Raw genomic sequence first — 19,015 nt, forward strand, 5'->3', positions numbered from 1 at the left:
TGGACAAGGCCGTGGTCGATCCGGCCATGCGTGAGAAATTCGGCAAGGTCGCAGTGTTGCTGGGCGGCACCTCGGCCGAAAGGGACGTCTCGCTGATGTCGGGCGGCGCCGTGCTCGAGGCCCTGCGTGCTGCAGGCGTCGACGCACACGGCTTCGATCCGGCTGAGCTCGATCTGCACATCCTCAAGGAGCAGGGGTACGACCGCGCCTTCATCGCGCTGCACGGCCGCGGCGGCGAGGACGGCACCGTGCAGGGCATGCTCGAACTGCTGAAGATCCCCTACACGGGCAGCGGCGTGATGGCGTCGGCGCTGGCGATGGACAAGTGGCGCACGAAGATGGTGTGGGCGGCCTGCGGCCTGCCTACCCCGCGCTACGCGATCCTGAACGCCGACACCGATTGGGATGCGGTCGTCACCGAGCTCGGCCTGCCGATCTTCGTCAAGCCGGTGCATGAAGGTTCCAGCATGGGTGCGACCAAGGTTACCGAGCCCGATCAGCTGAAGGCAGCATGGGAGCTCGCGGCCCGCTTCGACGATCTCGTGATCGCCGAGGAGTTCATCTCCGGGGCCGAACTGACCGCGCCCTTCCTGCATGATCGGGCGCTGCCGCTGATCCGCATCGAGGCGCCCGGCGGCAACTACGACTACCAGCACAAGTATTTTACCGACGACACCCGCTACCTGTGCCCCTGCGGGCTGCCCGCTGCGCAGGAGCAGGCCCTGCAGGCGCTGATCATGCAGAGCGCGCGCGTGCTCGGTTGCCGCGGGTGGGGCCGTGCCGACCTGATCCTGACGGAGGACGGGCGTCCCTATTTGCTGGAAATGAACACCAGTCCCGGCATGACCGGCCACTCCCTCGTGCCGATGGCGGCGCGGGTGGCCGGCATGGACTTCACCCAACTGTGTCTCGCGATCCTGGAGGATGCCCGCCTTGGCTGAACTTCGCCTGCGTTCTCCGCTTGCCGCGCGCGGGCTTTCCGGCACCAGCCGGATGCCCGGTCGCGCGCATGAGCGCGAGGGCGTGTGGCATCGGCCGGCCGTGCTCAACCTGTTCTCGGATGTCCTGATGCTGTTCGCGGCGGTTGCGTTCGGCTACGCGCTCGTTGCGTGGTTCCTGTCGCGTCCGCTGTTTCCGCTGCGCGAGGTAGTCGTGCTGACCCCTCCCGCGCAGGTGACCACCGAACAGCTCGAATACGTGGCGCGCAGTGCGATCCGTGGCAACTTCTTCTCGGTGGACCTCGAAACCGTGCGCGAAACCTTCGAGAAACTGCCCTGGGTCCGGCGCGCCGAAGTCCGCCGCCGCTGGCCCGACGTGCTGGAACTGCGCCTCGAGGAACACCAGGCCGCGGCCTACTGGACCGTGTCCGAAAGCGGCGACTCGCAACTCGTCAACCGCCAGGGCGAGGTCTTTGTCGCAGCGAGCAACGCCGAACTGCCGTCCTTCTCCGGGCCGCAGGGGTCGGCAGCCTACATCCAGGCGAAGCACCGCGAATTCGGCGCGATGCTCGAGCCGCTCGGCCGCAAGCTCGTCGGCCTCGCGCTCTCGGCGCGCGAGGCGTGGCAACTCAAGCTCGACGACGGCATGGTGATCATGCTCGGACGTGATCAGGAAAAGGCGCCGATCGGCGAGCGTCTGGAGCGCTTCGTGAGCGCCTGGCCGCAGGCGAAGGAAAAGGTTGGTGTACAGGTGGCGGTAGCGGATCTCCGCTACCCGAGCGGATTCGCCCTCACCCCGGTGGGGGACTTCAAGGCAGCGAAAGGCAAGCAATGAGCAAGGAATACAAGGACCTGATCGTCGGGCTGGACATCGGTACCGCCAAGGTCACGTGCATGGTCGCGGAGGTTCGTCCCGACGGGCGGCTCAACGTCGTCGGCGTCGGCACGCAGCCGACCAGCGGCCTGAAGCGCGGCGTGGTCGTGAACATCGAGGCCACGGTCGATGCAATCTCGCGCGTGATCCAGGAAGTCGAGCTGATGGCCGACTGCAAGATCCGCGACGTCTATACCGGGATCGCGGGCAGCCACATCAAGAGCTTCAACTCCAACGGCATGGTCGCGATCAAGGACAAGGAGGTCACCCCGCTCGACGTCGAGCGCGTGATCGAGGTCGCCCGCGCGATGCCGGTGCCCGCGGAACAGCAGATCCTGCACACCCTCACCCAGGAATTCATCATCGACGGGCAGGGCGGCGTGCGCGAGCCGATCGGCATGAGCGGTGTCAAGCTCGAGGTTAAGGTTCATATCGTCACCGGCGCCGTGTCGGCGGCCCAGAACGTCATCAAGTGCGTGCGCCGCTGCGGACTCGAGGTCATGGATCTCATCCTGCAGCCGCTCGCCTCGAGCTACGCGGTGCTGACCGAGGACGAGAAGGAACTCGGAGTGTGCCTCGTCGACATCGGCGGCGGCACGACCGACATCGCGGTCTTCACGCACGGCGCGATCCGCCATACGGCGGTGCTGCCGGTAGCGGGCGACCAGATCACCAACGACATCGCGATGGCACTGCGCACGCCGACCTCCGAAGCCGAGGAGATCAAGATCCGCCACGGCGTCGCGATGCACACCTTGGCCGATCCCGAGGAGATGATCGAGGTGCCCGGCGTCGGCGACCGCCCGCCGCGTCCGCTGTCGCGCCAGCGTCTCGCCGACGTCATCGAGCCGCGCGTGTCCGAACTGTTCGAACTCGTGCAGGCCGAGCTGCGCCGCAGCGGCTACGAAGAGCTGCTCTCCTCGGGCATCGTGCTCGCCGGGGGCTCGTCCGTGATGCTCGGCATGGTCGAACTCGGCGAGGAAGTGTTCCACATGCCGGTGCGCGTGGGCGCGCCGCAGTATTCGGGCGGCCTCGCGGATGTCGTGTGTCATCCGCGCTATGCCACTGCCATGGGTCTGGTCATGGAAGGCCATGCTCAGCGCCGCCGCGGCATGCTGGCGCGCGACACCCGCAGCGTTAAGCAGGTGTTCGGCCGCATGAAGGCGTGGTTCGAGAAGAATTTTTGACGGAACGGCGTGTTTTTTTTCAGCCAAATTGAATGAGTTGTTGTTCAGGTCCCCTTATTTAGTTGTAAACTTTTGATTTATTACTAGATGTAGACTCGGCGGCGGCTCGGTGCGTATCGGGGTTGTTTTTCAGGAGGCGAGGCAAATGTTTGAAATCGTTGAGAAGGAGCAGACCGGCACGATCATCAAGGTGATCGGTGTCGGTGGTGCCGGCGGCAATGCCGTCGATCACATGATCCGGGAAGGGGTGCAGGGCGTCGAATTCATCGTCGCCAACACCGATGCGCAGGCGCTCAATCGCTGCCTCGCCCCGAACAAGATCCAGCTGGGCAACTCGGGTCTGGGCGCGGGCTCGAAGCCCGAAGCCGGCCGTGCCGCGGCGCAGGATTCGCGCGAAGCGATCGCGGCGGCACTCGACGGCGCGCACATGTGCTTCATCACCGGCGGCATGGGCGGCGGCACCGGCACGGGCGCGGCGCCCGTCGTGGCCGAGATCGCCAAGGAGATGGGCATCCTGACCGTCGCCGTGGTGACCAAACCCTTCGACTTCGAGAACCGCCTGCGCGTCGCGGAAAGCGGCGTCGAGGAGCTGACCCGCTACGTCGACTCGCTCATCATCGTCCTCAACGACAAGCTGCTCGAAGTGTATGGTGACGACGCCGGCTTCGAAGACTGCTTCCGCTCCGCCGACAACGTGCTGCGCAGCGCCGTTGGCGGCATCGCCGAGATCATCAACGTGCCGGGCCTGGTGAACGTCGACTTCCAGGACGTGCGCACCGCGATGGGCGAGATGGGCCGCGCCATGATGGGTTCGGCCGAAGCCTCCGGCATGGACCGCGCACGCATCGCCGCCGAGCAGGCCGCAGTGAGCCCGCTGCTCGAAGGGACCGAACTGTCTGGCGCCCGCTGCGTGCTGATCAACATCACCGCCAGCCGCTCGCTGAAGATGTCCGAAGTGCGCGACGCCGTGAAGACCGTCCAGGCCTTCGCCGCGCCCGAAGCCTTCGTCAAGTACGGCACGGTGTTCGACGAATCGATGGAAGACTGCGTCCGCGTCACCGTCGTCGCGACCGGCCTCGGCGTGCCGCGCGCTGCGCGCCAGCCGGTGATGCAGGTGGTGCAGGGCACGGGCACCTACGGCCCGTCGGTCGGCGGCATCGACATGACCAACCTGGACGTTCCGGCGGTCATTCGCACCAACCGTCGCACGACGGTCGAGGCGATGAGCGCCAACGGAATGGGCACCTACGACATTCCGGCCTTCCTGCGCAAGCAGGCCGACTGAGCACCGCCGGCTTCGCCCTTTACGGGCGCGTGCTGTGGACCGTCGCCTCCGGTCCGCGGCATGCGCCCGTTTCCGTTCCTGCCAGCGGGGCATGGGCTTGATGGCGATTCACTGCAACGCTGTGTTGCATGTTGCGTTGCAACCAAACTTGCCGTGTGATGCCGCGTGTGCGTGCTAAACTGCTGTCGTGTAACGGGAATTTAATAATGATCAGGCAGCGCACCCTCAAATCGCTCATCAAGGCCACCGGCGTGGGGCTGCACGGCGGGCGCAAGGTCCAGCTGGTGCTGCGTCCGGCTGCGCCCGATACGGGCATTGTCTTCCACCGCGTCGATCTCGATCCGCCCGTGGATTTCCCGGCCGACCCCTATTCGGTATGCGACACGCGCATGTGCTCGGGCCTCGAGCGCGATGGCGCCAAGGTCGGCACCGTCGAGCACCTGATGTCGGCCCTTGCCGGTCTCGGCATCGACAATCTGCACGTCGACGTCGACGCGCCGGAAATTCCCATTCTCGATGGCAGCGCCGGGCCCTTCGTGTTCCTGCTGCAGTCGGCGGGTATCGAGGAACAGGAGGCACCGAAGCGCTTCCTGCGCGTGAAGAAGGCCGTCGAGTACCGCGAGGACGATAAGTGGGTGCGCCTCGAACCGTACGACGGCTTCAGGCTGGATTTCTCCATCGTGTTCAACCACCCGGCGATCGACAAGACCTCGACGCAGGTGAGTATCGATTTCGCCGAACACTCCTACGTTCGCGACGTCGCCCGCGCACGTACCTTCGGTTTCATGCAGGACGTCGAGTTCATGCGTGCCAACGGCCTGGCGCTAGGCGGCAGTCTGGACAACGCGATCGTGATGGACGAGTACCGCGTGCTCAATACGGAAGGTCTGCGCTACGTGGACGAGTTCGTCAAGCACAAGGTCCTGGATGCGATCGGCGACCTCTACCTGTGCGGCCATCCGCTCCTCGCCCGCTATTCCGCGCACAAGGCCGGCCATGCGCTGAACAACCAGGTGCTGCGCGTGCTGCTGGAAGACAGCAGCGCCTGGGAGATCGTGACGTTCGAACAGGACGCAGCGACCCCGGCGGCGGTCAGCCACCAGTTCGAACTCTCGCTCGCCTGAGCGCCCGGCGATGCTGGTGGTCCGCCTGTTCGCCATCCTTGCGGTGATCGGCGTCGGCGCGTCGTTGGTCGCGTGGATGCTCACCGGCAATCCCAAGTACCGCCTGTGGGCGTGGAACTGCTTTCGCGTCGGGATCGTCGTCCTGTTCGTGTTCCTCGCACTGTTCGCGCTCGAGCGCGTGTTCGTGCCGTTCATGTAGCCTTCGCCGACTGCGCGATTCGGCTCCGGCCGCAAACGTCTAGGCGCGCGCGGACCTTCGGTACTCCAGATCGATAATCAGTCGCGACGGCTGCGCCGCACCAGGCGCTCGAGTGATTCGCGCAGTGGCGAATCTGCCGGCAGCGTTGCCGAGAAATCCTCGATGCTGCGACTGCCGTCTTCGGAGATCGTGCGCTGCGGCGGAGGGCGTCGTTCCTCGCGCGTCTCGAGCACCTTCACCTTCACCTGCACGGTTTTGATCTGCAGCCCGGCAGTGGCGAACTGCTGGGCCAGCGACGGTGCGATCTGCTTCAGGCGTGCGGCGGCCGCGCCGCCGTTGGCGAGCAGCACCAGCGTGTCGCCCTTCAGGTTGGCGACCGAACAGGCCGACGCGAGCGCGGGCGGAAGGTGCTGCTGGAGCAGGGTCTGCAAGCGCATCAGGCGCGCTGCGTGGTCCTTCAGGCGTGCGAGAGCGTCGCCGGTGCCCAGGAAGCGCTGGATGAGCTGGGTCATGAGGGGGCCGAAGTCTGGTTGCGTCCAGATGGTAGGTCGGGGAGTCCGCTACCGCAAGCGCGGACCTTCCCGGCCGCGCCCCGTATTGCGTCGCCGCATCCGCTGCGGGGCCTTGCGGCCGGCATGCTAAACTTCCTGCTTTGCCGAATCGGTCCCACCAGATACCCACATGATTTCCGGCCTGCTCAAGAAAATTTTCGGTAGTCGCAACGACCGCCTCATTCGCCAGTATTCCCAGACGGTACGCACCATCAATGCCCTGGAGCCGACGATCTCGGTCCTGACGGACGAGGCCCTGCGGGCCAAGACGGACGAATTCAGGCAGCGCGTCGTCAACGGCGAAGACCTCGACAGCCTGCTGCCGGAAGCCTTCGCGGTCGTGCGCGAAGCGGCCAAGCGTGTTCATGGCATGCGCCATTTCGACGTGCAGCTGATCGGCGGCATGGTGCTGCACAACGGCAAGATCTCCGAAATGCGCACCGGCGAAGGCAAGACGCTTGTCGCGACGCTGCCGGCCTACCTTAACGCGCTCGCCGGCAAGGGCGTGCACGTCGTCACCGTCAACGACTACCTGGCGAGCCGCGACGCCGACTGGATGGGGCGCATCTACGGCTTCCTCGGGCTGACGACGGGGTGCAACCTGTCGCGCATGGGGCACGAGGAAAAGCAGGCTGCCTACGCAGCCGACATCACCTACGGCACGAACAACGAGTTCGGCTTCGACTACCTGCGCGACAACATGGTGTATTCCACCAGCGAGCGCGTGCAGCGCAGCCTCAACTTCGCGATCGTCGACGAGGTCGATTCGATCCTGATCGACGAGGCGCGTACACCGCTGATCATCTCCGGCCAGGCCGAGGACCACACGGAGCTGTACCTCAAGCTCAACCAGGTGGCCCCGGTGCTCACGCAGCAGGAGGGCGAGGGCGAGGAAGTCACCAAGCCCGGCGACTACACGCTGGACCTCAAGGCACGCCAGGTGCTCCTCACCGAGCAGGGGCACGAGAACGCCGAGCAGATCCTCACGCGCATGGGTCTGCTGGCCGAGGGAACGAGCCTGTACGACCCGGGCAACATCCTGCTGGTGCACCATCTTTACGCGGCCTTGCGCGCGCACGCGCTGTACTTCAAGGACCAGCACTACGTCGTGCAGAACAACGAGGTGGTGATCGTCGACGAATTCACCGGCCGCCTGATGGCCGGCCGCCGCTGGTCCGAGGGCCTGCATCAGGCGGTCGAGGCCAAGGAAGGCGTGCGCATCCAGGCCGAGAACCAGACGCTCGCGTCGATCACCTTCCAGAACTACTTCCGCATGTACGGCAAGCTTGCCGGCATGACCGGAACGGCCGACACCGAAGCCTACGAGTTCCATCAGATCTACGGCCTGGAAACGGTCGTGGTCCCGACCAACCGGCCGATGCAGCGCCGCGACGACAACGACAAGGTGTACCGCACCGCGAAGGAAAAGTGGGACGCGGTGATCGCCGACATCCGCGAGTGCGTCGGCCGCGGCCAGCCGGTGCTGGTCGGCACGACTTCGATCGAGATCAACGAATTCCTGTCCGGGTTGCTGCAGCGCGAGAAGCTGCCCCATCAGCTGCTCAACGCCAAGCAGCACGAACATGAAGCCGAGATCGTCGCGCAGGCGGGGCGCCCCGGCATCATCACGATCGCGACCAACATGGCCGGTCGCGGTACCGACATCGTGCTCGGCGGCAGCATCGAGCGCCAGGTCGCGGCGGTCCGCGACGACGAAGTGCTGACCCAGGAACAGAAGGACGCGCGCATCGCAGAGATGCGCGCGGAATGGCAGAAAGTGCACGAGCAGGTGCTCGCGGCGGGCGGCCTGCACATCGTCGGCACCGAACGCCACGAGTCGCGCCGCATTGACAACCAGCTGCGCGGCCGTGCCGGCCGCCAGGGCGACCCGGGCAGCTCGCGCTTCTACCTCTCGCTCGAAGATCCGCTGATGAAGATCTTCGCCGGTGAGCGCCTGAACGCGATCATGGTGCGCCTGAAGATGCCCGAGGGCGAGGCGATCGAGCATGCGATGGTCACGCGCTCGCTCGAGTCTGCGCAACGCAAGGTCGAGCAGCGCAACTTCGACATCCGCAAGCAGCTGCTCGAGTATGACGACGTCGCGAACGACCAGCGCAAGGTGATCTACCAGCAGCGCAATGAACTGCTCGAGACCGAGGACATCTCCGACACGATCCATGCGATGCGCCAGGGGGTGCTGCACGACGCCTTCCGCATCTACGTGCCGGTCGACAGCGTCGAGGAGCAGTGGGACATCCCCGCGCTGGAACAGGCCCTCGCGGCGGAATTCCAGCTCCGTCTCCCGGTGGCAGAGTGGCTGAAGGGCGAGTCGAATCTGGATGACGAGGCCATTCTCAAGCGCATCCTTGCCGCCGCCGACGAGGCCTATGCAGCGAAGATCGCCCAGGTCGATGCGGGGGCGTGGCACAAGTTCGAGCGCGACGTGATGCTGCAGAGCCTCGACACGCACTGGCGCGAGCACCTGGCAGCGCTGGACCACCTGCGGCAAGGCATCCATCTGCGCGGCTACGCCCAGAAGAACCCGAAGCAGGAGTACAAGCGCGAGGCATTCGAGCTTTTCGAAGCGCTGCTCGAGTCCGTGCGCAGCGAAGTGTCCAAGCTGCTGATGACCGTCCAGGTCCGCACCGAGTCGCAGCTGGAGGAGGCCGAGCGTCCGCCCGAGCTGGATAACGTGCAGTATCACCACGCCGACTACGACGAGGCGCTCGGCTCCGCGTCGCAGGCGCAGGAAGGTGGCGTTGCCGTTGCGCAGGCGCCCAAGGTTGGGCGCAACGACGCGTGCCCCTGCGGTTCGGGGAAGAAGTACAAGCACTGCCACGGCAAGCTGAGCTGAGGCACGATGGGCGGCACGACGCTTCCCCGCCGCGTCCCCGAACGGCCCAGCGCGGACCGTTGTAGGCTTCACGCGCAGCGTTTCCGTCCATGACCGGCCCGGCCGATCCCAAGGGCAGGCGCCCCGGCGAGCCCGCGCTGTTTCCGGAGCTGCAGCTCGGCGTTCCCGTGGATACCGCCGGGCAAGCGGAGCGCGAGCCGCGCGGCCTCGGTGAGTGGGTCGCCTTCATTCGCGACCAGGAGATGCCTGCGCTCGGCGCGACGGTCGCGCTGATCCATTCCGTCACGGAGGATGAAAAATCCCCGACCGGCAAGCTCGCCCAAGCCATCCTGCAGGACGCGGCAATGACCGCGAAGGTGCTCAAGCTCGCCAACAGCGTCCTGTACAACCCATCGCGTCAGGTCGTGAGTACGATCAGCCGCGCCATCGTGGTGCTCGGCTTCAACGCCGTTGCGGAGATCGCGGTGGCAATCCGGGTGATCGATGCACTGCTGGCGGGCGGTGTCCGCCAGCGTGTCGTGAACGAGATGGCGCGCGTGTTCCATGCGGCGGTCCAGGCGCGCGCACTGGCCGCGCTGCGACGCGACGGACGCAGCGAAGAGGTCTTCATTGCCGCGCTGCTGTCCCGCGTGGGCGAGATGGCGTTCTGGTGCTTCGGCGGCAAGCTCGCGCAGCGGCTGGACGAGGCCCTTGCCGCAGGCCAGTCCGACGACGAGGCGCAGATGAGCGTGCTCGGCTTTCGCCTGCGCCAGCTCTCGCAGGGGCTGGCGCGCGAGTGGAAGCTCGGGCCGCTGCTGCAGTCCGTGCTCGATGGCAGCAGTCGCGGAGGCGTGCCGGAGCAGGCCATCCACTTCGCCCACCGCTTCGCGGTCGAGGTCGAAAACGGCTGGGACAGCCCGGGCCTGGAAAAGATCGTTCGCGGCCTGGCGACCTTTGCCGGGCTTTCGTGCGAGGCGATGCGCGAGGAGCTCGCGGCCAACAGCGTCGAGGCGGCGCGCATTGCCGGATATTTCGGTGCCGCCGAAGCCGGGGAGCTGATTCCGCGGCCGACGCCCGCCGCGGGAACCCCGGAACCCGACGAGGCCGACGCGGCGGAGACGCTCACGATGGAGCCCGATCCGCATCTCCAGCTCAGGATCCTGCGTGAGATTTCGGGCCGCATCGCGGCGGGGGCGAACCTCAATGAAATCCTGCAGCTCGTGCTCGAAGGCATCTATCGCGGCGTCGGCTTCGATCGCGTGTTGTTCGCGCTGATGTCGCAGAACCGGCTGCAACTGGTCGGCAAGACCTCGCTCGGCAGCGGCGCCGAGGCCTTGCGGCAGGCTTTCATCTTTTCTCTCGACGGCACGGCCGGGGATCTGTTCAACGAATTTTTTCGCAACCCGCGGGCGATGCGTTTCGGCCCCGGTCAGACGCCGCCGGGAATCCGCCTCGACCGCCTGCTGCAGGTGACCGATGCCGCCTGCGCCTGCATTGCGCCCATTCTCGCGCAGGGACGCCCGATCGGCCTTTTTTACGCCGACCGCACCCATTCCGCGGAGGGTATCGACGACGAACGTTTCGAAGCCTTCCAGCTGTTTGCCCAGCAAGTCTCGCTCGCCGTCACGGCAGCCTCGTCCTCGCGCCAGAACGGCTGATGCGAGGCACTGCGGTGATGCCGTTGCCGGCATCCAATGAACCCGCGGCGGCACCTGCCGCCCTTTGTCCGATGGAGACCCGTCATGCCCGTTAACCTCTCGACCCCGGTTGCCGCGGACCTGCGCCCGGTCGCAGGCGTTCGCCTTGGTGTTGCCGAAGCCGCGATCCGCAAGCTGAACCGTCGCGATCTGACCCTCATCGAAGTTGCGTCCGGCAGCCGTGTGGCGGGCGTGTTTACGCTCAACCGGTTCTGCGCCGCGCCGGTCCAGGTGTGCAAGGATCACCTTCCCGGCGGCAACGTCCGCGCGCTCGTGATCAATACCGGCGTCGCCAACGCGGGGACGGGCGAGGAAGGGCTGGCGAACGCCAACGCCACCTGTGCGGCCGTGGCCGGGCTGATGGGCATTGCGCCCGAGCAGGTCCTGCCGTTTTCCACCGGCGTGATTCTCGAGCCCCTGCCCGTCGACCGCCTGGTGGCCGGACTCCCTGCTGCGCAGGCCAATCTGCGTGCCGACGGCTGGTTCGATGCGGCGCACGCGATCATGACGACCGATACCGTGGCCAAGGCCGTGTCGCGTCAGGTGACGATCGCGGGGCGCACGGTGACGCTGACCGGCATCAGCAAGGGCGCGGGCATGATTAAGCCCAACATGGCGACGATGCTCGGCTTCCTCGCGTGCGATGCGGCAATCTCGCAGTCCCTGCTGGACGCGCTCGCCCTCGAGGCGGCCGACCTGTCGTTCAACAGCATCACCGTCGACGGCGATACCTCGACCAATGACTCGTTCATCATCATCGCGACCGGCAAGGCCGGCAACGCCGAGATCAACGATCCGCTGGGCGAGGACTTCGGTGCGCTGCGCGATGCGATCATCGACGTCTCGATCAGCCTCGCCCAGGCGATCGTGCGCGACGGTGAAGGTGCCACCAAGTTCATGACGATTGCCGTCGAGGGCGGCAAGGACCGCGCCGAGTGCCGCAAGGTGGCCTATGCGATCGGCCAGTCGCCGCTGGTCAAGACCGCCTTCTTCGCCTCCGACCCCAACCTCGGGCGCATCCTCGCCGCGATCGGCTACGCGGGCATCGACGATCTCGACGTGAGCAGCCTGCGCGTGTGGCTGGGCAGCGCGCACGAAGAGGTGCTGGTTGCCGAGAACGGTGGCCGTGCGGCAACGTATCGCGAGGACGCCGGTGCGCGCGTCATGAAGGAATCCGAGATCACCGTGCGTGTCGATCTTGGCCGCGGCCTCGAGCGCGCCACGGTGTGGACCTGCGACTTTTCCTACGACTACGTGAAGATCAACGCCGACTACCGCAGCTGAATCTCACCAGCGCGGCGGGGATGTCGTCCAGCGGAAGGACGTTGCCCGCCGCGCCCCTCCGGATCGCCTCCCCGGGCATCCCGAAGACGACCGACGAGGCTGCGTCCTGCGCGATCGTTGTGGCGCCCGCGTCGCGCATTTCCAGCAGGCCGCGTGCCCCATCGTCTCCCATGCCCGTCATGATCACACCGAGTGCATTGCGACCGGCGAATCGGGCAACCGACCGGAAAAGCACATCGACCGAAGGTCTATGCCGGTTGACGAGGGGACCGTCAACGACTTCGGCGTAATATTGCGCCCCCGCGCGCTTCACCATCAGGTGCCGACCGCCGGGAGCGATGAGGGCCTGTCCCGGCAAGACGCGGTCATGGTTGCGGGCTTCGCGGACGTGTATGGCGCTCACGGCGTCCAGACGCTCGGCGAACATCGCCGTGAAGCGTGCAGGCATGTGCTGGACAACGACGATTCCGGCGACTGTCGCGGGCAGACGGGTTAGGACGGCTTCCAGCGCCTGCGTGCCGCCGGTCGACGTGCCGAGCGCGATGATCCTTTCTGTCGTTGCATGCATTTCGCCCGCAGTGCGGGGGCCGATCAAGGCGTCGGCGCTGAGTTTCGGGGGCGGCGGCGGCAGCGTCGGCCGCGAGAGCGGGCGGAGATTGGCGACGGCGGCGGCGCGGATGGCTGCAATGATGTCGTCGGCGGCACCGGCGAGAAAGTCGCGGAGGTTCGCACGGGGTTTTGCGATGACGGTGAAGGCGCCCGCCGTCAGGGCGTCCAGGGCGGTCTTGCTGCCTTGCTCGGCGACCGACGAGCAGATGATCACCGGCGTCGGGCGCTCCGCCATCAGGTGGCGCAGGAAACTCAGGCCGTCCATGCGCGGCATTGCGATGTCCAGGATGATCACATCGGGCCATGCATCGCGCATGCGTCGCAGCGCGAGGATCGGGTCGGAGGCGGTTCCGCCAACCGCCAGGCCGGGGGCGTTTGTGATCGCGCAGGCGATCGCCTGGCGCGCCACGGCAGAGTCGTCCACGATCATCACCCGGATGGGTGCTGCGAAGCCCCTCCTCGTGTTCACCGCATCGACCCTATTGTGGTTTCTGGTAAACGGTTGGCCGCAGCGAGCGCAAACGGTCAGTGATGCCGTTCAGCGATTCGGAGTGGCCGACGATGAAGTAGCCGCCCGGCTTGAGGCTTGGCAACATGTTCTCGACCACCTTGGTTTTCGTCTCCGCATCGAAGTAGATCATGACATTGCGCAGGAAGATCACGTCGAATTCGCCGATGCCTGTGATCGGTCCGGTGAGGTTCACCTGTCCGAAGCGTACCCGCTGGCGCAGGTCCGGGCGGACGAGGAGCTTGCCCTCCTGCGATCGAACACCCTTCATGCAGTAGCGCCGGAGATATTCCGGCGGGATGCCGTGCGCGCGTTCGAGCGGATAGATGCCGTCCTGGGCGCGGGCGAGCACCGCCAGGCTGATGTCCGACGCGAATATCTCCCATGACGTGTTCGGCAGGTTCGCGGCGAGTACCATTGCTATCGTATACGGTTCCTCGCCGCTGGAGCATGCTCCACTCCATATGCGCAGCGGATTGCTGGTGCGGCGCGCAGGCAGGATGCTATCCCGCAGGTATTCGAAGTGCTGCGGCTCGCGGAAGAAATAGGTTTCGTTCGTGGTGAGGAGGTCGACAAAAGTCTGCAGTTCGTCGCCGGGGGCCCCCGAGGCGAGCAGGCGGTAATACTCCGAGAAGCTGGTGAAACCGTAATGCTTGAGGCGTTTCGATAGACGCCCCACCAGCAGGATCTTTTTTGCCGACGACATGCTGATGCCGGCGATGCGGTAGATGAGGCGCTGGAAGAGTGCGAATTCCTGATCGGTGATCGTGGCGTCCATGAGGCGACCGTCCGGGTTGGGCGGGAATGGCATTGTTGCGGGCTTGGCCCGTGCGCGGCGTGTCGGGGAGGCGCGCCGTGTGTCAGAACAGTTCGATGTTCGTCTGGCGGGGTTTTTGCAGCGTACGTTCGTAGCGCTGTTCGGCGTGGATCAGGGAACTCGTCACTTCCTCGCCACGGCGGCAGAACGCATCGCCCGTGCACGGGTCGAAAACGACCTTGCGCGACCATCGACCGAGGAGGTCAGACGCCACGAGCGGAATGTTCTCGCGCGTGAGCCAGTCGCGGGCGAAGGTCGCATTTTGCTCGCCGATGTGCACGTGCGTGAGGCCCGCGACGACGGCGCCCCCGCCGAAGACCTTCGCCTGCAGGCGACTGCGTCGTCCGCCGCGTCCGAGCATGCCGTTGAGCAGGGTTTCCATCGCAAAGTCGCCGCAAAGCAGGGTATCGATGTCCGGTCGCGCATGGCGGCCATCACTGCGTGGCAGCATGAAGTGGTTCATGCCGCCGATCCGCGACCCCGTGTCCCAAAGACATACCGCCACGCAGGAACCCAGCAGGGTTGCGATCGGGCGTTCGGATTCGACTGCCCATCCGCCGGGCCCGATCGTGCGCGCGGTGCGTTCCAGTTCGCGTGGATCGGCCATGATGTTTCAGGCCGTGGTGCGGTAGGCGCCGTCATCCGCACCGTTGGCGACATTGGCGAGGGCCCCGATCTCCTCGACCGAGAGGACGCGGTCGATGTTCAGAACGATCACGAACTTGCCTCCCACCTTGCCCATGCCGAGGATGAAGTCGGTGCGGATCTTCGCGCCGAACGCCGGCGGCGGCTCGATTTCGCTGCCCGGAATCTCCAGCACCTCCGAAACGGCATCGACCATGATGCCGATGTCGTGGGTGAACTCGCCTTCGCGCACCTCGACGATGACTATGCAGGTGCGCCGCCCGACTTCGCTGCGCCGCCCCTCGAAGCGTGCCGTCGGGTCGATGACCGGGACGACGGCTCCGCGCAGGTTGATCACTCCGCGAATGAAGGCCGGCATCATCGGAATCTCGGTCAGGTTGCCGTATTCGATGATTTCCTTCACATGCAGGATCCCGACTGCGAACATCTCGCCCGACAGCGAAAACGTGAGGTACTGCTGTGCGCCCTGTGCGGCATCGTGGACCGAAGCCGGGGCTGGCGTGGGCACCGAAGCCCTGGTGGAGGTCGTGAGCTGGGTCATCACTGGCTCCATGTCAGAAGCGCTCGAAGTCGCGCTCACCGACTGCGACGGCCTGACGCATGGCCATCTGGCGGACGGGGGCCGGTGCGGCGGAAGCGGCGGGTGCCGCCGACGCCACGCGCAGGGCCGGGCGTGCGCTGCGTGCCGCGGACGAACCCTGTTCGAGCTGAAAGAACGACATCAGCTGCTGCAATTGTTCGGCTTGTGCGCCCATTTCCTCGGCTGTCGCGGCGAGCTCCTCGGATGCCGAGGCGTTCTGTTGCGTAGCCTGGTTGAGCTGTCCCATGGCGCCGTTGATCTGGCCGACGCCGGCAGTCTGCTCCTGCGAGGCGGCGGCGATTTCCTGGACCAGATCGGAAGTCTTCTTGATCGACGGCACCATCTCATGGAGCAGCGAGCCAGCGCGTTCGGCGAGCTTGACGGACGAGCCCGCAAGGTTGCCGATTTCCTGCGCGGCGACCTGCGAGCGTTCGGCGAGCTTGCGCACTTCCGCGGCGACAACCGCGAAGCCCTTGCCGTGTTCGCCGGCGCGGGCCGCCTCGATTGCGGCGTTCAGCGCTAGCAGGTTGGTCTGGTAGGCGATGTCGTCGATGATGGAAATCTTCTCGGCGATGGACTTCATCGCTTCGACGGTTTCCGTGACGGCGGCGCCGCCTTCGCCGGCCTCGACGGCGGCCTTCGAGGCCATGCCGTCCGTGACCTTGGCGTTCTCGGTGTTCTGGGCGATCGACGCGGTCATCTGCTCCATGCTGGAAGTGGTTTCTTCGACCGAAGCCGCCTGCTCGGACGAGGATTGCGATAGTGACTGTGCGGTGGCGGATACCTGACCCGCCGCGTTAGAAAGATTGTCGGCGGCGGTGCGGACTTCGCTGATCGTTCCCGCGAGCTTGTTCACCATGTTCTGCATCGCAGCCATTAGCTGGCCGACTTCGTCCTTCGAATTCGCCTCGACCCGCACGGTCAGGTCGCCATCCGCGAGGCGGTTGGCCGCACCGACCGCCTCGCCAACCGGGCGGGTGATCGAGATCGTGACCCACCATGCAAACGCGGCAGCGAGGACGAACGCCGCGATCGCGATCGCGACGATGATGTTCTGCGTCTGGGTGGCTACACCGACCGCCTCTTTGCCCGATTCGTGCATCAGCTCGGTCTGGCGTTCGATCAGTTTGTTGATCGCTTCGAGGTAATCGGCTTGGCTCTTGCGCATCGAGCCCATGAGAAGGTCAATCGCGTCCTGCTTCTTGCCGTCATTGATCAGGCCCGTGAGTTTCGCGAGATCGCTGCGGTAGTGCGTGCGCGTCTCGGTCATCGTGGCCAGCAGTTTCTTGCCGTCCGGGGTCGTAATCGTGCGCTCTAGATTTTCGATGCGTTCGGAAATGCGCTTGGAGGCGTCGGGGATGCGTGCGAGTTCCTTCTGCACGTCAGTGGCGCTGCTGACAAGCACGGCGTTGCGGGTCGCACGTGCGACGAGGTTAACTTGATCGATGATGTCGTTGGCCCAGACCGTCTCGGGGAATTTGTCGTTTGCCAAGTCATCGACCGCGCCGCTGATCTGCCCGACGCGCACGTAGGACACCATGGACAGGATAGCGAGCATTAGCAGGACGAAGCCGAAGCCCAGCCCGAGGCGGATCCCGATTCGAAGGTTCTTCATGTTATTGACTCCCACGTGTTTGCGATGAGTGATTATTGCGGTCGATCCGTTCCGCTTAACGGACGGCGGAGGTGGTGAGACAGACGCTTCGCTCGCGCCGCGACGCGATGTCGACCAAGGCCGGCACGTCGAGGATCAGTGCCACGTCGCCCGAGCCGAGGATGGTCGACCCCCCGATCCCGCGCAGGTGACGGAAGAGGGCGCCGAGCGGTTTGATGACGGTCTGGAACTCCCCGTGCAGCTTGTCGATGACGATGCCGACCTTGCTGCCGGCGTACTGCACCACGACTACGCTGCGGCGGGACGGGGGCTCGCCGTCGATTTCGAACAGTTCGCGCAGATTGACGAAGGGCAGCACTTCGCCGCGCAGGTTGAGGTAGTTGCGGTCCAGCCGCTCTGCGCCGAGTTCGATGCACTCGACGACGGAGTCGAGCGGGATCACGTAGGAGGATTTATCGACGCTGGTGAGGAAACCATCGATGATTGCCAGCGTCAGCGGCAGGCGGATCGTGAAGGTCGAGCCCTCGCCGTCGCGCGTTGAGACCGTGATCGTGCCACGCAGCGCCTGGATATTGCGGCGTACGACATCCATGCCGACGCCGCGTCCGGAAATGTTCGTGACCTTTTCGGCGGTCGAAAATCCGGCTTCGAAGATCAGGTTGATGAGTTCGTCGTCGCCAAGAGGCATCGACTCGTCGATCAGCCCTTTCTCGATCGCCTTGTGGCGAATGCGCTCGCGCGAGAGCCCGCTACCGTCGTCGCTTACCTCGATGACGATCGAACCCGAATCATGATAGGCATTCAGCCCCACCCTGCCTTTCTTGCTCTTGCCGCGAGCGAGTCGCACCGCCGCCGGTTCGATGCCGTGGTCGATCGCATTGCGCACGAGGTGCATGAGCGGATCGCCCAGCTTTTCCACGACCGACTTGTCGAGTTCGGTCTCGGCCCCGGTCACCACCAGCGCGATGTCTTTGCCGAGCTCGCGCGAGGCGTCGCGCACGACCCGGTTGAAGCGGTTGAAGGTTTCGCCGATCTGAACCATGCGCAGTTGCAGTGCCGCATCGCGGATGTTCTCGACAAGGCGGGACAGCACCGACGTGCTCTCCACGAGTTCGACCTGTCCGCTCTTCTGTGCGAGGAGGTTCGCACTCGCACCCGCGATCACGAGTTCGCCGACGAGGTCGATCAACTGGTCGAGCTTGTCGGCCTGCACGCGAACCATGCGCGACTCGATCGCCTTCTTCTCGCTTACGGCGGCCTGACGCGAGGCTGCGGCCTCGACGACCTCGCGATGCACGACCTGCTGTTCGACGAGCACTTCGCCGATGGGCGGAGCTGGCAGCGCCTGCGCATCGTCGAACTCTCCCTCGGCTGCGGGCAGAGCAGGGGGCTGCTGTGCGGCGAGGCCCGCATCGAGCTCCGCCGGTGTCAGGGCTCCGCAACGCAGCAGCATTTCGCCCAGGCGCATCGTGTCCTCGGGCAATTCGTTGATCAGCTGGATGTAGTCCTGCACCTTCGATCGGGGCGGCAGGATGCGCAGGCTGCAGTCGTCGCGCACGAATTCGAACACGTGTTCGATCTCGGCCTTGCTGGCGCGGGTCTGGAGACGGATCTCGAAGCCGAGATAGCACGATTCGGGGTCCATCTGCTCGGCAGGTGGGATTGCATCGCTGATCGTTTCGAGCGACAGGATTTCGCCCAGCGTGCCCAGGTAGCGCAGGAAGGACAGCGGATCCATGCCGCCACGCAATACGTTCTCGCCGAAGCGCACCGAGATGTGCCAGCCGTCGGTGGAAACCACGCCACCGCCGCAACTGCGGACTTCCGGCGGGCGTTCGGCCGGCACGCCACCTTCCTCCGTCGCTTCGTCGGGCGGCACACATCGCCGCAGCGCCGCGGTCAATTCGTCACCGCGGGAGAGCACCTCTGCCAATGGTTCCGCCTGTCCGCTTGCAAGGGTGTCGAGGAGGGCACCGAGCTGATCGCAGCACGATAGCAGCAGCGTCGCCAGTTCGCCCGTGACGGGAATGCGGCCGTTGCGCAACAGATCGAGGAGGTTCTCCACCTGGTGCGTGAAGTTTTCGATGAAATGGCATTCGATGACGCCCGAACCGCCCTTGATCGTGTGTGCGGCGCGGAATATGCCGTTGAGGTTGTCGCCGTCGTCGGGGGCTTGTTCCAGGCGCAGCAGGCCTGCCTCCATCTCCGCGAGCATGTCGCGGCTTTCGGTGACAAAAGTGCTGGTGAGTTCGTCCATGTCGTAAGTCCC

At 65.5% G+C, this 19,015-nt stretch carries 16 protein-coding genes; 9 read left to right on the top strand and 7 right to left on the bottom strand.

Translation table 11 applies throughout. The features are described from left to right. Positions 1-26 precede the first annotated feature (26 nt). The 6 genes from GPA27_RS10705 to GPA27_RS10730 all read left to right on the top strand — a co-directional run bounded on the left by GPA27_RS10705 (position 27) and on the right by GPA27_RS10730 (position 5,607). On the top strand, positions 27-941 hold the full coding sequence (locus GPA27_RS10705) for a D-alanine--D-alanine ligase (protein ID WP_169140389.1): 915 nt from the start codon (positions 27-29) through the stop codon (positions 939-941). Continuing rightward, the gene (locus GPA27_RS10710; protein ID WP_169140289.1) at positions 925-1,773 is read left to right on the top strand and encodes a cell division protein FtsQ/DivIB; all 849 of its coding nucleotides are present in this window, start codon (positions 925-927) and stop codon (positions 1,771-1,773) included. The genes GPA27_RS10705 and GPA27_RS10710 overlap by 17 nt, the downstream gene beginning before the upstream one ends. After that, on the top strand, positions 1,770-2,999 hold the full coding sequence (ftsA, locus tag GPA27_RS10715; RefSeq protein WP_050417316.1) for a cell division protein FtsA: 1,230 nt from the start codon (positions 1,770-1,772) through the stop codon (positions 2,997-2,999). The genes GPA27_RS10710 and ftsA overlap by 4 nt, the downstream gene beginning before the upstream one ends. A 145-nt stretch (positions 3,000-3,144) precedes the next feature. Continuing rightward, positions 3,145-4,284: a cell division protein FtsZ gene (gene ftsZ / locus GPA27_RS10720; protein ID WP_169140291.1), complete on the top strand. Its 1,140-nt coding sequence runs from the start codon at positions 3,145-3,147 to the stop codon at positions 4,282-4,284. Between the two features lie 206 nt (positions 4,285-4,490). Next, entirely contained in the window at positions 4,491-5,408 is a 918-nt protein-coding gene (gene lpxC, locus GPA27_RS10725; RefSeq protein ID WP_169140293.1) for a UDP-3-O-acyl-N-acetylglucosamine deacetylase, read from the top strand. A gap of 10 nt (positions 5,409-5,418) precedes the next feature. Then, positions 5,419-5,607 carry a hypothetical protein gene (locus tag GPA27_RS10730; RefSeq protein ID WP_169140295.1) on the top strand — a complete coding sequence of 63 codons (189 nt, stop codon included), beginning with the start codon at positions 5,419-5,421 and terminating at the stop codon, positions 5,605-5,607. Between the two features lie 77 nt (positions 5,608-5,684). On the opposite strand, the gene GPA27_RS10735 is transcribed toward GPA27_RS10730, so the two are convergent. Beyond that, positions 5,685-6,119, bottom strand: a complete 435-nt coding sequence (locus tag GPA27_RS10735; protein ID WP_169140297.1) for a DciA family protein — start codon at positions 6,117-6,119, stop codon at positions 5,685-5,687. A 169-nt stretch (positions 6,120-6,288) separates the two neighbouring features. Between GPA27_RS10735 and secA the strand changes: the two genes are divergently transcribed. From secA to argJ, 3 genes are all read left to right on the top strand, one after another. After that, the gene (gene secA, locus GPA27_RS10740; RefSeq protein WP_169140299.1) at positions 6,289-9,012 is read left to right on the top strand and encodes a preprotein translocase subunit SecA; all 2,724 of its coding nucleotides are present in this window, start codon (positions 6,289-6,291) and stop codon (positions 9,010-9,012) included. Positions 9,013-9,101: 89 nt separating this feature from the next. Next, a complete protein-coding gene (locus GPA27_RS10745) occupies positions 9,102-10,649 on the top strand; it encodes an HDOD domain-containing protein (protein ID WP_169140301.1) in 1,548 nt (515 codons plus the stop codon). A gap of 84 nt (positions 10,650-10,733) precedes the next feature. Continuing rightward, a complete protein-coding gene (gene argJ / locus GPA27_RS10750) occupies positions 10,734-11,972 on the top strand; it encodes a bifunctional glutamate N-acetyltransferase/amino-acid acetyltransferase ArgJ (RefSeq protein ID WP_169140303.1) in 1,239 nt (412 codons plus the stop codon). Here the strand turns inward: argJ and GPA27_RS10755 are convergent. The 6 genes from GPA27_RS10755 to GPA27_RS10780 all read right to left on the bottom strand — a co-directional run bounded on the left by GPA27_RS10755 (position 11,950) and on the right by GPA27_RS10780 (position 19,003). Next, positions 11,950-13,011 (bottom strand): protein-glutamate methylesterase/protein-glutamine glutaminase, encoded by a 1,062-nt coding sequence (locus GPA27_RS10755; RefSeq protein ID WP_169140391.1) that lies wholly within the window; start codon positions 13,009-13,011, stop codon positions 11,950-11,952. The two genes, argJ and GPA27_RS10755, sit on opposite strands and share 23 nt — an antisense overlap. 49 nt (positions 13,012-13,060) lie before the next feature. After that, on the bottom strand, positions 13,061-13,867 hold the full coding sequence (locus GPA27_RS10760) for a CheR family methyltransferase (protein WP_169140306.1): 807 nt from the start codon (positions 13,865-13,867) through the stop codon (positions 13,061-13,063). A gap of 82 nt (positions 13,868-13,949) precedes the next feature. Continuing rightward, complete coding sequence (locus GPA27_RS10765; RefSeq protein ID WP_169140308.1) at positions 13,950-14,513, bottom strand: chemotaxis protein CheD; 564 nt, start codon at positions 14,511-14,513, stop codon at positions 13,950-13,952. A gap of 6 nt (positions 14,514-14,519) precedes the next feature. Continuing rightward, positions 14,520-15,092 carry a chemotaxis protein CheW gene (locus GPA27_RS10770; protein ID WP_169140310.1) on the bottom strand — a complete coding sequence of 191 codons (573 nt, stop codon included), beginning with the start codon at positions 15,090-15,092 and terminating at the stop codon, positions 14,520-14,522. Positions 15,093-15,105: 13 nt separating this feature from the next. Next, positions 15,106-16,746: a methyl-accepting chemotaxis protein gene (locus GPA27_RS10775; RefSeq protein ID WP_169140312.1), complete on the bottom strand. Its 1,641-nt coding sequence runs from the start codon at positions 16,744-16,746 to the stop codon at positions 15,106-15,108. A gap of 55 nt (positions 16,747-16,801) precedes the next feature. Next, complete coding sequence (locus GPA27_RS10780; protein WP_169140314.1) at positions 16,802-19,003, bottom strand: chemotaxis protein CheA; 2,202 nt, start codon at positions 19,001-19,003, stop codon at positions 16,802-16,804. Positions 19,004-19,015: the final 12 nt, after the last annotated feature.

It is taken from the genome of Aromatoleum toluolicum (assembly GCF_012911005.2).
Taxonomy (GTDB): domain Bacteria; phylum Pseudomonadota; class Gammaproteobacteria; order Burkholderiales; family Rhodocyclaceae; genus Aromatoleum; species Aromatoleum toluolicum.